This window comes from Arthrobacter stackebrandtii (assembly GCF_017876675.1).
GTDB classification, from domain to species: domain Bacteria; phylum Actinomycetota; class Actinomycetes; order Actinomycetales; family Micrococcaceae; genus Specibacter; species Specibacter stackebrandtii.
This window is the reverse complement of record NZ_JAGIOI010000001.1, coordinates 2,571,403-2,586,028: the sequence shown is the minus strand read 5'-3', so window position 1 is coordinate 2,586,028 and position 14,626 is coordinate 2,571,403. Positions and strand designations below refer to the sequence as shown.

Sequence of the window (14,626 nt, the reverse complement as noted above, 5' to 3'; positions counted from 1 at the left end):
CCCGTCCTGCCCGCTGCCCCGGCCGGGCCGCAGGCGGCAGGCGAGTGCCGCCGTCGTGCATGGTTTCAGTGGTCGAAGAACACCAGGGTCGAGTTGATGAGTTCGGCAATAACCTCGGCGTCGTGGGCGCGGCGCAGCGACTCGCGGAAGTTTTCCTTGAACAGCGAGCGGGCCAGCGTGGCCAGGACCTCCAGGTGCGCCGAGAAGGAGCTGGCGGGCGTCGCGATGAGCAAAATCACGTTGGCCGGACCGTCCACCGCGCCAAAATCCAGGCTGTGGTCGAACTTGGTGATGCCCACCGCGATGGAGATTTCGTTGACGAACGCACTGCGGGCGTGCGGCAGGCCGATCCCGCCGGGCAGGCCGGTGGCCATCTGGTGCTCGCGGGCGTTGACGTCGGCAAGGAAGCCTTCCAGGTCCGAGATGCGGCCCTGCCCGTACAGTTTTGCGGCGAGCTGTGCGGCGGCATCCTCCTTGGAGTCGGCCACCATTTCCAGGATCACGAGGCCCGGGTTGGTCAGTTCGGTTTCATAGCGTTCCAGCGAGCCCTGCGTCATCGGTACCTTTCGCATGCGTCCAAGGGAGGGCCCCGCACCGGGTCGTCCCGCGTCCAGTCTAGCCGGGCTAAATGCCGGGGCGCCCGTCCGTAACGGACGGGCGCCCTTGCGGCGGAAGCACAGGCTACGGGGCGACAATGACCTCGACGCGCTGGAATTCCTTCAGGTCCGAGTAGCCGGTGGTAGCCATGGAGCGGCGCAGGGCACCGATCAGGTTGGAGGCGCCGTCGGCCTGGTGTGCCGGGCCGTGCAGGACCTCTGCCAGCGTGCCCACAGTGCCCATGTGGACGCGGTGGCCGCGCGGCAGTTCCTGGTGGTGCGCCTCGGCACCCCAGTGCCAGCCCTGGCCGGGTGCCTCGGCAGCCCGGGACAGTGCGGCGCCAAGCATGACGGCGTCGGCGCCCATGGCGATGGCCTTGACGATGTCGCCGCTGGAGCCCATGCCGCCGTCGGCGATCACGTGAACGTAGCGGCCGCCGGACTCGTCCATGTAGTCGCGGCGGGCCGCGGCAACGTCGGAGATGGCGCTGGCCATGGGTGAGCGGATGCCCAGTGCACGGCTGGTGGTGGTGGACGCGCCGCCGCCAAAGCCGACCAGGACGCCCGCCGCGCCGGTGCGCATGAGGTGCAGGGCCGGGGTGTAGCCGGCCGCGCCGCCCACGATGACGGGGACGTCAAGTTCGTAGATGAACTGCTTGAGGTTCAGCGGTTCGGTGGACTTGGACACGTGCTCGGCGGAAACCGTGGTGCCGCGGATGACGAAGATGTCCACGCCCGCCGCCACAACGGTCTTGTAGAACTCCTGCGTGCGCTGCGGCGTGAGGGAGCCGGCAACGGTCACGCCGGCGGCACGGATCTCGGCCAGGCGGGCGGTGATCAGTTCTGCCTTGATGGGCTCGCTGTAGATCTGCTGGAGGCGCACGGTGGTCTCGGCGTCAACCACGGAGGCCTGCAGCAGCGCAATCTCGTCGAGCAGCGGCTGCGGGTCCTCATAGCGGGTCCACAGGCCTTCCAGGTCCAGGACGCCCAGGCCGCCGAGCTTGCCGAGGGCAATCGCCGTCTCCGGTGACATGACCGAGTCCATCGGCGCACCGAGGACGGGGATGTCGAACTGGTAGGCATCGATCTGCCATTTCACCGACACATCCTGGGGGTCGCGGGTGCGCCTGGAGGGCACAATCGCAATCTCATCCAACGAGTATGCGCGGCGTCCACGCTTTCCACGGCCAATCTCAATCTCATAAGTCACGCCCCCTAGCCTATCGCAGGGAGCGCCCGGGCCATGAAAACCGGGCTAGTCCGTGCTGCCCGCCACAGCCGCCAGCTCCTTCGCCGCGGCCTCCTCCAGCACCGCGATCGCCTCCACCCGGGACGCCATCGCCACAAAATCCGGCTCACCCGGGGCCCCGACCAGCGCCGTCAGGGCATCCCAGTGCTCCCCCAACGCGCGGTATTGTGCGGCGGTTTCGGCCAGCCCTGCCCGTTCGACGCCGGACACCCCCTCCCCTGCCAGCGCCACCTCGTCGAGGAATTGCGCATACAACGGCCGCAGCGCGCCGGGCCCGCTGTAGCGCTTCCCCGCCAGCAGCCCGTGCAGCATGCCCATGCCGGTGGCGGAGCGTTCCGGGTCGCCAAAGATCCGCATCCAGCCGTGCTTGGTGGACGCATCCACAAGCCGCTGCGCCCAGGTCTGCATGCCCAGCACGCCGAAGTTCTTGGCGTATCCCGGCGGAATCCCGGGCGGCGCCTGCTGGGACAGGAGCTCCGCCGCGGTCTCAGCCATGGCATGGCGCACCACTTCCGCGGTCAGCGACTCGCCCTCCTGCGCCGCCCCGCCGCGGACCACGACATGCCCCTGCCAGTGCTTGTCCGCCTTGCGCGAGCCGCGCGCCTGCGCCAGCGCGGCCGCGGTGATCCGCTCAAGGCGCCCGCCGCCGTCGTCCATCAGGTAGCCGGCACCCTCCCTGGCCACCACCGCAACGTCCATGGAGTCCATGTCGGCCAGCGGGTCCTTCGCGATCCAGGGGAGTTCACCGCGCACAACACGCACGACGGCGGGCACCCCGGTTTCGAGTGCGGCGTCCAGTCGCGACTGGGCCAGCTTGGCGCTGCCCGTCTGCTGGATGTTGACGGCGGCGCCGGAGCGGCGGAGCAGGTTCTCGGTGTAGGGGCCGGGGTGGAAGCGGGTCACCGCCGACGCCGTGGTGATGTCCTTGTATTCAAACGTGAAGATCATGAAGCCGATGCCGCCGGCCAGCCCAGCCAGCATGGCCTCCGTAAACGGTTCGCCGGTGAACGGGCTGCGCACGCCCGAGGCGGACAGGACGCGGGTCCACAGGCCGGCATCCCAGTGCGAATATTCGGCGGAGTGGTCATAGGCGGGAAGCATGCGTTGATTCTAGCCGCGATGGTGAGGACTCCCCATCGCGCACGGCAGCGCGCGGCGCTAGTGTGGGACGGAAATCGTTGTGCGCGACGCACCCACCAGCGACACCTAAGGCAGGCTCACATGGCAGACGGCATGATCGGCGCGGATCCGGAACAACTGCGCGACCTGGCCAAGACCATGGCCACCTCCGGCGAAACCCTGACCCAGTTGTCCTCCACCCTCCACAACGTGATCAGCAGGGCGCAGTGGAACGGTCCGGACAGCGAAATGTTCCGCGGCCGGTGGAACAACGGACTGCGCCTGACACTGCACGACACCGGGGCGACGCTGACCCAGCAATCAGCCGCAATCAAGGCCCAGGCCGATGAGCAGGAACAAGCGAGCGCCGACACCGGCGGCGGAACAGGCGGCGGGGCTCCCGGCGGCGGTTCCTCCGGAGGGGACGGCGCCGATTCACCCCTGCAGGGACTGGTCGATGCGAACGGCAACCCCATTTACCAAGCCGGCAACCTCTTCGCTTCCGCCACGGGGATCCTGGCCAGCAACCTCCTCGGCAAGATGGTGGACGCCGGGCTGTTGCGCAGGATGCCGTGGAGCCTGCTGAGCGCCGAGGCGGGCCAGCTGGGGCAGTACGTCAAGGGCACGCAACTGCTCAACGGGCTGTCCATGGTGGGCCGCGCCGCGGGGGTCCTCAGTGTCATCGGCGGCGGCGTCCAGCTGGCCAACGGGATCATGACGGGCGACACCAACCAAATCATTGACGGCGGCGTCACAACCGTCCTGGCCGTCGGCTCGTTCATCCCCGTCGTCGGCCCCGCCTTCGCCGTGGCAGGCGTCGCGTGGGCCGGACTGGGCATGCTGTCCACCAGCCTCGGCTACGGCTCCACCAGCGAAATGATCGGCGCCGGCGCCAGCTGGGTGGGCGACAAGGTCTCCGACGGTGCCGAGTGGCTGGGCAAGGAAACAGCCAATGTCGCCAAGAAAGCGTGGGGATGGCTGACCGGTGGCTAGAGTTGAGCAAGCCCAAAACCCCATTCAGACACCAAGGAATGAAGGACCAATGACGGACGAATCAGAGCTCCTGCTGACGGACCATGAACTTCTGGCCCTGCTTGCCATGAATCCCGGTGAATCCACCACGTTCACCCGCGAGCTGTTCCGACTGGCCGCTGTTCCCCACCAGGACGTGCTGGAGCGGGCAGGCATCACCACCCTGCTGGCCCGAGGCATGGCCCAGGCCAGCGGCGACGACATCGAGCCCGTGGGCCGTGGAGCCCTCGTGGCTGCGGTCCTGACCACGTCCACGGCCTGGCTGGAGGTGGCGTTTGTGACGCCCAAGGTTGACCATGTCATGTTCGTGGCGGCCTCGGAACATGGCTCGCTGCTGCTGTCGCTGGACAGGTTGGGCGTCCACCAGGTGCGCCCCGTGGACACTTCCGACGGCGTTGCGCACCTGGGCGTCCTGCTCGCCCGCGCCTATCTTCAGGATGCAACGGACGGACTGCCGGCCGCAGCCATGGTCACCCGCCATGCTGCAACGGAGTCCCCCCGCACGGCACACCTGAGGCGCGAACCGAATGATGCCTGGACCTTGAAAACCGGCAACGGTGATGCTGCACAGGCCGTGGCCGTCCCGGCGGCCGAGGCTTTTGACCTGTTCAGCGCAGCCCTGGCCTGATGGCCCAGACACCTTCACCCAACGGCAGCAGCCCGCGCATGCGTGCTGCAGCGCTCCTGCTCGCCACGGCCGCCGTCGCCCTTGTTTTTGCGGCACTGGCCCTGGTCAACCCCGTACTCGGCGGCCGCACCCATGCCGGCACGGCATGGGTGGGTGCCGGGATCTTTGCCATTGTCCTGGTGCTGGCCTGGCTCCGCGTGCGGAAGGGCTCCATCCAGCACAGAGCCGCAGCAGCAGCCCCGGCGGCGACCGGGCCCAAAACCGCGGCGTTGGTGGTCATTGCCGTGGTTCTGTGGCTCATGGCCGGCTTGTTCTGGTACTTCACCGCGGTGGGGATCGACCTGCAGTTCGGTGTTGACCCGCTGCTGTTTTCAGTTCCCCTGACCATTTATCCGTTCCTGATCCTCGGGGTTCGCAGCCTCCCGCAAGCATCAACTCCCGTGAAAGACCGCTGACAATGAGCCACACAACCCCGTTCCCTGCCATGCCGCAAAGACCGTTGGACTATTGGTTGAATTCCGACATGGCACGCATGGCTCCGGAAACCACCACCTCGGCGCTGCGCGACATGGCATGGAGCTTTGGACAATGGCGCGGGCTTGCGGCAGCCATGACCGGCCTGGGCATGGCCGTTCTGGGCGGCGGGATTCTTGCGGTGGCCACAATGCCGGGCATGCCGGGCCTGTGGATCAGCTTGCTGGTTGCCGGTGCGGCCATGCTGGCAATCGCCGTCGTCATCCGTTCCGCCAAGTTACCGCGCATTGCCCATGCCTCCCCACCCCAAGCTTCAAGGGCACCGGGAAAGACGTCCTCCGGGGTGGGGCTGGCCGTGCTCATCACGCTTGCCGTGGGCGGCCCCATGGCACTTGCCTTGGGTGGCTGGCTGTCGCAGGGACCGGGGCCGGCCATGTCATTTGTGGTGGTTGCCCTGCTGTTTCTTGTGGGCACCGCCAGCGTCTTCGTGGCACCCGCTTACTGCATGCAGCATGCGCGGCGGGACTTCCGTGCCTACATTGCGAGAACTCCAGCTGTGCATCAGGACCTGGAAGCCATGTCGCTCAACTGGCACGATCCCACCGGAACCAGGAACTTCGGGCCGTTGTAATCCCTGGCCGTTTCCACCTCTCATGCAGGGACCCTCGCGGGAGTGGGCCCCTCGGCGGATAGCGCCTCTCCACCTCCCCACCCTCGCTACTCCCCGCCCGCTCCCACCGTTCGCAAGCTCACGCCGGGACCCCCGCGGGCGTGGGCCCCCGGGCGGGGCCCCTCGGCGGATAGGCTTAGCCACATGACTGAGACTGAACTGCGCCTGACCGACCACGAGCTGCTGACCCTGCTTTCCATGACGCCCACGGAATCGGCCGCCGTCACGCTGGGCCTGCTGCGGCTCGACCAGCACGGGGACAACGAACTGCTGCACAACGCCGGGCTCACCACACTCATGGTGCGGGGCCTGGCCGCGCCGCAGGGCGAGAAGATCGTGCCCGTCGACAAGACGGCCATTGTCGGCACGGTCCTCTCGCAGGCGCAGGAATGGCTGGAGATCAAGCTGACCACGCCGAGCAGCGAACACGTGTTGTTTGCCGTGGGTTCCAACGTGGGCGCGGTGCTGTTGAGCATCAGCCCGTTTGGCGTCCACGAAATCCAGCCCATCGAATCTGGCACTGCCATGCTGGAGCTCGCCCTGCACCTGTGCAACGAGTATCTGACCGGTGCCGCCGAAGGTCTCCCCGCCACCGCCGTGGTGCGCCGCCTGCGCGTTGACGCCGAGGGCGTTGTCGCCCAGCTGACAGCCGTGGAAACCGGCGACTGGGTCCTGCGCTCCGGAACGGAATCGGAGTTCGTGGAAGATTCAGTCCCCGCAGCCGACGCCGTGGAGCAGTTCAAGGCCGCCCTCAACGCGTAGTCCGACACATCCGGCTTTCAGCAGCCTTCCTCCCCCAAGTTGAAGCAGCAGACAACGCGATCCGGCGACCGCCCGGTGCGTTGAAACAGCAGGTGCTGCTGTTTCAACCAACCGGATCAGGCTGGACGCGGCGGGCAGAAACCCCACGACAGATACCCGACCGCTCCTGGGCGAAGTCTTGGCCGCCATCCGCCCGGCGCCGGGCCCGCTGTGAGCTGTCACCAGGCCGGACATCCCTGAACCAACGACGGCGGCGACGCACCTTTGGAAGGTGCGTCGCCGCCGTCGTGCTTAAGCGGGCAGAACCGGCTGAACCGTTACTTGTTCAGGTAGTTGGGAGCCTCAACCGTCATGGTGATGTCATGCGGGTGGGATTCCTTCAGGCCGGCCGGGGTGATGCGGACGAACTTGCCGCGGGCCTTCAGCTCGGCGATGTTGGGCGAGCCGACGTAGAACATGGTCTGGCGCAGGCCGCCGACGAGCTGGTAGGCGACGGATGCCAGCGGTCCGCGGTAGGCCACGCGGCCCTCGATGCCTTCAGGGATGAGCTTGTCGTCGCCGGAGACGTCTGCCTGGAAGTAGCGGTCCTTCGAGTAGGAGGTGTTCTTGCCACGGGACTGCATGGCGCCGAGGGAGCCCATGCCGCGGTAGGCCTTGAACTGCTTGCCGTTGACGAAGACGAGCTCGCCCGGGGACTCGGCGGTGCCGGCCAGGAGGGAGCCGAGCATGACGGTGTCGGCGCCGGCCACGAGGGCCTTGCCGATGTCGCCGGAGTACTGCAGGCCGCCGTCGGCGATCAGCGGGACGCCGGCCGGGATGGCGGCCTTGGCGGATTCGTAGATGGCGGTGATCTGCGGGACACCGACGCCGGCAACGACGCGGGTGGTGCAAATGGATCCCGGGCCGACGCCGACCTTGATGCCGTCGGCACCGGCGTCGATCAGGGCCTGGGCGCCTTCGCGGGTGGCTGCCTGGCCGCCGATGACGTCCACGTGGGCGGCGGCCTTTTCGCTCTTGAGGCGCGCGATCATTTCCAGCACGCCCTGGCTGTGGCCGTTGGCGGTGTCGACGAACAATGCGTCAACGCCGGCCTCGACCAGGGTCATGGCGCGTTCGAAGCCGTCGCCGAAGAAGCCGATTGCAGCACCGACGAGCAGGCGGCCTTCGGAGTCCTTGGTGGCGAGCGGGTACTGCTCGGCCTTGGAGAAGTCCTTGACGGTGATCAGGCCGCGAAGGATGCCGGCGTCGTCAACGAGCGGGAGCTTCTCAATCTTGTTCTTGGCCAGCAGGCCGGAGGCGTCTTCGCGGCTGATGCCGACCTTGCCGGTGATCAGCGGCATGTGCGTCATGACGTCGCGGACCAGGCGCTGGGAGTATTCGCTCTCCGGGATAAACACGGTGTCGCGGTTGGTGACGATGCCCACGAGACGTCCGCCTTCGTCAACCACGGGCAGGCCGGAGACGCGGAAGCGGGCGCACAGCTCGTCGAGGTCGGCGAGTGTGGCGTCGGGTCCAACGGTCACCGGGTTGGTGATCATGCCGGATTCGCTGCGCTTGACGAGGTCGACTTCCTCGGCCTGGCGCTCGATGGACAGGTTGCGGTGGATGACACCCAAGCCGCCCTGGCGGGCCATGGCGATGGCCATGCGCGATTCCGTCACGGTGTCCATGGCTGCGGACAGCAGCGGAGTCTGGACGGTGATGCGCTTGGAGACCCGCGAGCTGGTGTCGGCATCGGACGGGATGACGTTGGTGTGCCCGGGAAGGAGCAGGACGTCGTCGTAGGTCAGGCCAACAAAGGCAAAGGGGTCATGAATTTCAGGCTGGGACACGAAGGCTCCTTGGCAGGGGTAGAACCATTGGGGGATGCATCCGATGGCCTGTTCCGTGATTACGAAGCTGGCCTGTGCGTTGGTTACAGTCTAAAACGAAAGCCGCCTAGGCCCTATTCCCGAGTGCTGCGTCACATCGGGACGCCCCACGCTGCCCGTGGGGCGTGTCACGGCCGCCGGCGGCGACCCGGCAAAAGTGCCCTCAGCGCGTTGAGGATTGTGGCCAGGTCAACCAGTTCCTGGGACAGGGCGCCTGCCACGGCCGGGATGCAGCCGAACGCCGCAAGGACCATCAGCCCCACGCTGAGGATGATGCCGATCCAAATGCTCTGGACGGCGATCTTCATGGTGCGCCGGCCGATCTCAACCGACTGGGCAACCTTGGCCAGGTCGTCCAGCATGATGACCACATCCGCCGATTCGCTTGCCGCGGTGGAACCCTTGGCACCCATGGCGATGCCGACGTCGGCCGCGGCCAGGACGGGTGCGTCATTGATGCCGTCGCCCACCATCAGGACCGGACGGTGTTCCAGGGTGGTGACGATCCGGACCTTGTCCTCGGGGAGCAGCCCCGCCCTGACCTGGTCAATTCCGGCCTCCCGCGCGATGTGCTCCGCGGTGGACTGGGCGTCGCCGGTGAGCATGATCGCGTGGCCAACACCCATGGCATGCAACGAGGCGATGGTGGCGGCGGAGTTGGGCCGGATGGGGTCGCGCATGATCAAGGTTCCGGCGAAGCGGCCGTCGACGGCCACGTAGACGGCCAACTGCCCTGAGGCGAGCTCCGCGGCGGCCAGGCCGGAGGCGTTCTCCGCAATGAACGCCGGCTTGCCAACAATCACGGCGCGGCCGTTGCATGTGGCCGCCACCCCGTTTGTGGCGTGCTCAACCGCATCATCGGATGGGTGCAGTTCCAGGCCCCGGCTGAGGGCGGAGTCAATGACCGCAGAGGCAAGCACGTGGGAGGAATACTGCTCCGCGGACGCGGCAAGTGACAACAGTTCCCCTGCTCCGAATCCGCTCGCCGGCCGAACCTCTTCCAGCGTGGGGTGGCCGCCAGTCAGCGTGCCTGTCTTGTCAAAGGCGGCCGACCTGACCCGGGCCAGCTGTTCCAGCGTGCCGCCGCTCTTGATGATGATGCCGGCCTTGGCCGCACGACTCATGCCGCCCAGGAACGCGACGGGTGCGGCGATCAGCAGCGGGCACGGAGTTGCCACCACGAGGACCTCGGCAAAGCGCGCCGGATCCTTGCTAAGGAACCAGGCGAGACCCGCCAGCGCCAGTGCCACGATCGTGAACGGCACGGCGTACCTGTCGGCCAGTCGGACCACCGGAGCCTTGCTGTCGGCGGCCGCCTGGACGAGCGCAACGATGCGGCTGTATTGAGAATCCGCCTCCGTGGCAGTGACCTCCATACGCACGGCGGCGGATCCGTTGACGGTTCCGCTGATGACGGGTTCCCCGGCCACACGGTCCACGGGAAGGCTCTCCCCGGTGATGGCAGCCTCGTCAAATGACGCAGACTCCGAGCGCAGCAGCCCGTCCACCGGCACCACCTCGGCCGGCTTGATGACCAGAATGTCACCCACCCGGACCTCCGCCACGGACACTTCCTCCGTCGCCCCGTCGGCACCTTCGCGGTGGGCTGTGAGCGGTGCCCGGTCCAGGAGTGCCTTTAGTTCTCGCTGCGCACGGCCCGCCGCGTAGTCCTCCAGCGCCTCGCCGCCGGAGAGCATCAGGACAATGATCAAGGACGCGATGTACTCTCCCACCACCACCGTGGCGACAATGGCGGTCACGGCGAGGATGTCGATCCCCCAGTGTCCGCGCATGATGTCCCTGACCATGCCAATCCCCTGCTGGACCGCAATTCCGACGGCGTACACGCTCGCCACCCATTGTGCGGCCGTGTCCAGTCCCGACAGGGCCAGCCCGCCGGCCACCGCCATGACCACCAACGTCAGCGCCACAACGGGGTAACGGCGGATGAACCCGGCCAACTTTCCTGCCTTCCCGGGCTCATTCACGGGCGCCACATCATGGCGGCTCACAAGATCAAGCGGCGGCTGGTTCACAGAATCGTCCATGCTCAACAGTGTTGCCTGAGCCGGCCGTTATGCCAACTCCAACACCCCAACGCCACCTCCAACGAAAAATGACACCGCTCCCGCTTTCTGACACCGGGATATCGGTGTCAGAAAGCGGGAGCGGTGTCATAAATGCCAGATCAGGTGATCCGGCCAACTTCCGGCACGTTAGTGCTGGTGTCCTGCTTCGTCATCCTCGGCAGGCTTGTCCGTCACGAGAACTTCGGTGGTGAGCACCAAAGCCGCGATGGAGGCTGCATTGCGAAGGGCCGAGCGGGTGACCTTGACGGGGTCGATGACGCCGTCTTCGATCAGGTTGCCGTAGACGCCGGTGGCTGCGTTGAAGCCGAAGCCGTCTTCCAGCTCGCCAACCTTGTGCACCACAACGTAGCCGTCGTGGCCGGCGTTCTGGGCAATCCAGCGCAGCGGCTGGGCGATGGCCTTGCGGACCAGTTCAATGGCGGTTGCTGCGTCGCCGGTGAGGGCTGCAACGTTGGCATCTTCGTCCAGGGCCTTGCCGGCCTGCACCAGTGCGGAACCGCCACCGGCCACAATGCCTTCTTCCAAAGCTGCACGCGTTGCGGACACGGCGTCCTCAATGCGGTGCTTCTTTTCCTTCAGCTCGACCTCGGTGGCTGCGCCAACCTTGATCACGCCGATGCCGCCGGCCAGCTTGGCCAGGCGTTCCTGCAGCTTTTCCTTGTCCCAGTCGGAGTCGGTGCGCTTCAGTTCGGCGTGCAGCTGGGCAACACGGGCTGCCACATCGTCGGCCGTGCCGGCGCCGTCAACAATGGTGGTGTTGTCCTTGGTGACGGTGATGCGGCGAGCCGTACCCAGTACTTCCAGGCCAACCTGGTCCAGGGACAGGCCGATCTCCGGGGAGACAACCTGGGCGCCGGTCAGGATTGCAATGTCCTGCAGCATGGCCTTGCGGCGGTCGCCGAAGCCGGGAGCCTTGACGGCAACAACGTTCAGCGTGCCGCGCAGACGGTTCACGATCAGCGTGGACAGTGCCTCGCCGTCGACGTCTTCGGCAATGATGAACAGTGGCTTGTTGGCGGCAAGTGCCTTTTCCAGCAGCGGCAGGAATTCCTGCAGGTTGGAGATCTTGCCCTGGTTGATCAGGACCAGTGCGTCTTCCATGACTGCTTCCTGGCGTTCCGCGTCGGTGACGAAGTACGGGGACAGGTAGCCCTTGTCGAACTGCATGCCCTCGGTGAGGACCAGTTCGGTGGAGGTGGTGGAGGACTCTTCGATGGTGATGACACCATCCTTGCCGACCTTGTCGAACGCCTCGGCGAGCAGGTCGCCGATTTCCTGGCTCTGCGCGGAGATGGCAGCAACTTCTGCCACCTGGCCGCCGGCAACCGGGCGTGCGTTTTCGAGCAGGCGTGCGGCGATGGCTTCCACGGAAACCTGGATGCCGCGCTTGAGCTCGCCCGGTGCCGCACCTGCGGCAACGTTGCGCAGTCCTTCGCGGACCAGTGCCTGTGCCAGAACGGTGGCCGTGGTGGTGCCGTCGCCGGCAACATCGTTGGTCTTCGTGGCAACTTCCTTGGCCAGCTGTGCGCCGAGGTTTTCGTACGGGTCTTCCAGCTCCACCTCACGGGCGATGGTCACGCCGTCGTTCGTGATGGTGGGGGCGCCCCACTTCTTGTCGAGCACAACGTTGCGGCCGCGCGGGCCAAGCGTCACCTTGACGGTGTCGGCCAACTTGTTGATGCCGGCCTCGAGGGCCTTGCGGGCGTCGTCGTTGAATTCAAGCTGCTTTGCCATGTTTTTTGTCCTTTCACGCAAAGACCCCGCGGACGTGACCTAATCACGGTCCCGGTCGCGGGGCTTCACAAAGCGGTTGACGAAAGTCGTTACTTAACGACGATGGCCAGTACGTCGCGGGCCGAGAGGACGAGCAGCTCTTCGCCACCGGTCTTCACTTCGGTTCCACCGTACTTGGAGTAGATGACAACGTCGCCAACGGCAACATCGATCGGGACACGGTTGCCGTTGTCGTCAACGCGGCCGGGGCCCACTGCCACAACTTCGCCCTCCTGGGGCTTTTCCTTGGCAGTGTCCGGGATGACCAGACCTGATGCAGTGGTCAGCTCTGCTTCGAGCTGGCGAACAACAATACGATCCTCAAGAGGCTTAATAGAGACCGACACTCGGACCTCTCCTTCACACTAAAGTTCCATGGATGGTTGGCAGACTTCTTCGCCATGTGTATGGAGCCCAACCGTCGTCGCGGTGCCGGTGATGCTCCCATGGCCAAAAGGTTTGCGGGTTAGCAGCCTCAGGGTGAGAGTGCTAACTCTGACTCTATGGAATTGATTAGCACTCGGTCAAGGCGAGTGCCAGATTTTCCCCGTGAAGCACGACGGCGGCGGGCCGGGTTTCGCTCACGGCGCACCTTGGGCGGGCGGTCAGGACACCTACGCCGTTGTCATGAAGGCTGAGACTGTGCGGGCCGGCTGCCTGGCCTCGCTCCTGTATTTCGGGCTGCCGCGCACGGCCATGGCCCAAGCGGGCATCGTCTGGGCGCCTTCATGCTCTTGTCCCGCACGCGGCCCGCGGGATTTCCTTCCGGACACATCAAGGACGGAATCATCCGCAGGCCGCCTTCCGCCGTACGGTGCGGATACGTGTCCTTGGATCATGGGCGGTTCAGGCAACGCCGCAGCCCGTCTGGCTGTCGGTTCGGCGAAATGCACTTCGCCCATCAGGGGAGGGCAACGGGATGGTCCACTTCGATACTCGATCAACGCAACGTTCGACGGCTGCTGCCATCACGAGGCGGAGCAGCCGCCGGACGAGGATTCGATGCGCCTTTGGACCGCCCGGATGGAAGGGCCTGGCGAAAGCCGGCCGCGGGCACGTGGCCCGCCTGGATGGGTGAGTGGCAGATACCTTTGGCCGAGGCCATCGACGAGGCTAGGAGCACGTCGTGTCGAGCACGCTGGGCGGGGTCGACTGGAACGCCGACCTGGTGCGGGGCGGACCTGGCGCGGGAGATCCAGCAACTCAACCATCAGCCCGGCGATGGCCCGTGGGCGGGTGGCGTAACACTCCCGCTGGCATTGGCAGACCTGGGACTGATGGATGATTACGGGTTAGTCGTACAGCCGTCCTTGCGGATACGGGCCGACGCTGCTGGCAGGGCTCCGCGAACGAATCCAGCTCTAGCTCGTGGACAGTCACGATTTCCAGTCGGGAGCCGTCGCCATGCGATGCCGGCCCACTCAGTGAATGGTCTGACGGGGTTTGTTGTGGCATGTTGGCCGCTAGTTGGCGGGGCGCAGTCTTGCATCATCTGGGTAGGGTTGTGCCATGACATTCGCAAGCGCAGGAACACTCGGTGTCGTCCCCGGCAGGCGTGGCGAGCTGCTTGCCCATCTGACCCGGCGCAGTGACGTCCTCGGCCAGATCGGCTGTCTGGCGTATGAGGTGGGTGTCAGCGACGACGACCCCGACACAGTGTTCGTCGTGGAACTCTGGGAGAGCTCCGATGCGCACCAGGCATCCCTCACCTTGCCCGAGGTCCAAGCCTCCATAGCGGCAGCACAGCCACTCCTGTCCGGCGATTTTGGCGGGTTTCGCTTCAACGTCGTCGGATCACCATTACGCGACTGAACCGCGGTGCGCCGGGCTTTGATTCGACCAACCCTACCGAAATTTGGCGAAGACGCGCACCGGTCCGTCACTAAAATCGGCGCCTTCGGTCAGTCCCATGGACTCGTAGAAGGCACGTTGCCATGGCTCGTCGTCCGTGATGAGCACCGTCTGGCGCACATCGCAATATCTCTCGAGCACTTGTTCCAAGAGGGCTCGCCCGACGCCCGTTCCTTGATGTTCCGGATGAACCAGGATGTCTTGGAGATAGCAGATCGTCGCATCGTCGGAAATCGTCCGGGCAAGGCCAACCAGCCTGCCACCCGCATTCCAGGCAGATACGAGAAAGGCCGAATTCTTGACTGCTCGAAAGAGCACCTCTGGGTCGTTGGTGTAGCTCGTCCAGCCAACCGAGCCATACAGCGAAAGTAACTCGGCATCTGAAATGGCCGCGGAGGTCGACAACGTGAATGGTGGCATGCCTCCAATGTGGCTCTTCCGAATGCAGGGTGTAGGTGGGGTTGGTCAGTGATGAATCCGGGCGAGGAACTCGTTTCGGTATAGGTGAGGG

General features: G+C 65.8%; 14 protein-coding genes. 6 read left to right on the top strand and 8 right to left on the bottom strand.

Annotated features, from left to right (window positions below; all coding sequences use genetic code 11):
• Positions 1 to 65: 65 nt before the first annotated feature.
• From JOF48_RS11095 to JOF48_RS11085, 3 genes are all read right to left on the bottom strand, one after another.
• Positions 66 to 557: a PTS sugar transporter subunit IIA gene (locus JOF48_RS11095; protein WP_209684434.1), complete on the bottom strand. Its 492-nt coding sequence runs from the start codon at positions 555 to 557 to the stop codon at positions 66 to 68.
• 124 nt (positions 558 to 681) lie between these two features.
• A complete protein-coding gene (locus tag JOF48_RS11090) occupies positions 682 to 1,806 on the bottom strand; it encodes a GuaB3 family IMP dehydrogenase-related protein (RefSeq protein WP_209680671.1) in 1,125 nt (374 codons plus the stop codon).
• A 45-nt stretch (positions 1,807 to 1,851) separates the two neighbouring features.
• Positions 1,852 to 2,946 (bottom strand): BtrH N-terminal domain-containing protein, encoded by a 1,095-nt coding sequence (locus JOF48_RS11085; protein ID WP_209680669.1) that lies wholly within the window; start codon positions 2,944 to 2,946, stop codon positions 1,852 to 1,854.
• Between the two features lie 120 nt (positions 2,947 to 3,066).
• Between JOF48_RS11085 and JOF48_RS11080 the strand changes: the two genes are divergently transcribed.
• The 5 genes from JOF48_RS11080 (at position 3,067) to JOF48_RS11060 (ending at position 6,530) form a co-directional block, all read left to right on the top strand.
• The gene (locus tag JOF48_RS11080) at positions 3,067 to 3,957 is read left to right on the top strand and encodes a WXG100 family type VII secretion target (protein ID WP_209680667.1); all 891 of its coding nucleotides are present in this window, start codon (positions 3,067 to 3,069) and stop codon (positions 3,955 to 3,957) included.
• Between the two features lie 49 nt (positions 3,958 to 4,006).
• A complete protein-coding gene (locus JOF48_RS11075; RefSeq protein ID WP_209680665.1) occupies positions 4,007 to 4,624 on the top strand; it encodes a hypothetical protein in 618 nt (205 codons plus the stop codon).
• The gene (locus JOF48_RS11070; RefSeq protein ID WP_209680663.1) at positions 4,624 to 5,079 is read left to right on the top strand and encodes a hypothetical protein; all 456 of its coding nucleotides are present in this window, start codon (positions 4,624 to 4,626) and stop codon (positions 5,077 to 5,079) included. The genes JOF48_RS11075 and JOF48_RS11070 overlap by 1 nt, the downstream gene beginning before the upstream one ends.
• A 68-nt stretch (positions 5,080 to 5,147) precedes the next feature.
• On the top strand, positions 5,148 to 5,729 hold the full coding sequence (locus JOF48_RS11065; protein ID WP_209680661.1) for a hypothetical protein: 582 nt from the start codon (positions 5,148 to 5,150) through the stop codon (positions 5,727 to 5,729).
• Positions 5,730 to 5,912: 183 nt separating this feature from the next.
• Complete coding sequence (locus JOF48_RS11060; RefSeq protein WP_209680659.1) at positions 5,913 to 6,530, top strand: hypothetical protein; 618 nt, start codon at positions 5,913 to 5,915, stop codon at positions 6,528 to 6,530.
• A gap of 317 nt (positions 6,531 to 6,847) precedes the next feature.
• Here the strand turns inward: JOF48_RS11060 and guaB are convergent, their stop codons facing one another.
• The 4 genes from guaB to groES all read right to left on the bottom strand — a co-directional run bounded on the left by guaB (position 6,848) and on the right by groES (position 12,611).
• Entirely contained in the window at positions 6,848 to 8,362 is a 1,515-nt protein-coding gene (gene guaB / locus JOF48_RS11055) for an IMP dehydrogenase (RefSeq protein WP_209680657.1), read from the bottom strand.
• 167 nt (positions 8,363 to 8,529) lie between these two features.
• Positions 8,530 to 10,449, bottom strand: coding sequence for a heavy metal translocating P-type ATPase (locus JOF48_RS11050; RefSeq protein WP_209680647.1), 1,920 nt, complete (start codon positions 10,447 to 10,449; stop codon positions 8,530 to 8,532).
• A 168-nt stretch (positions 10,450 to 10,617) separates the two neighbouring features.
• Entirely contained in the window at positions 10,618 to 12,225 is a 1,608-nt protein-coding gene (groL, locus tag JOF48_RS11045) for a chaperonin GroEL (protein ID WP_209680645.1), read from the bottom strand.
• An 89-nt stretch (positions 12,226 to 12,314) separates the two neighbouring features.
• Complete coding sequence (gene groES, locus JOF48_RS11040) at positions 12,315 to 12,611, bottom strand: co-chaperone GroES (protein WP_038464523.1); 297 nt, start codon at positions 12,609 to 12,611, stop codon at positions 12,315 to 12,317.
• Positions 12,612 to 13,773: 1,162 nt separating this feature from the next.
• Here groES and JOF48_RS11035 point away from each other — a divergent pair.
• A complete protein-coding gene (locus tag JOF48_RS11035) occupies positions 13,774 to 14,076 on the top strand; it encodes a putative quinol monooxygenase (RefSeq protein ID WP_209680643.1) in 303 nt (100 codons plus the stop codon).
• 33 nt (positions 14,077 to 14,109) lie between these two features.
• On the opposite strand, the gene JOF48_RS11030 is transcribed toward JOF48_RS11035, so the two are convergent.
• Positions 14,110 to 14,535 (bottom strand): GNAT family N-acetyltransferase, encoded by a 426-nt coding sequence (locus JOF48_RS11030; protein ID WP_209680641.1) that lies wholly within the window; start codon positions 14,533 to 14,535, stop codon positions 14,110 to 14,112.
• Positions 14,536 to 14,626: the final 91 nt, after the last annotated feature.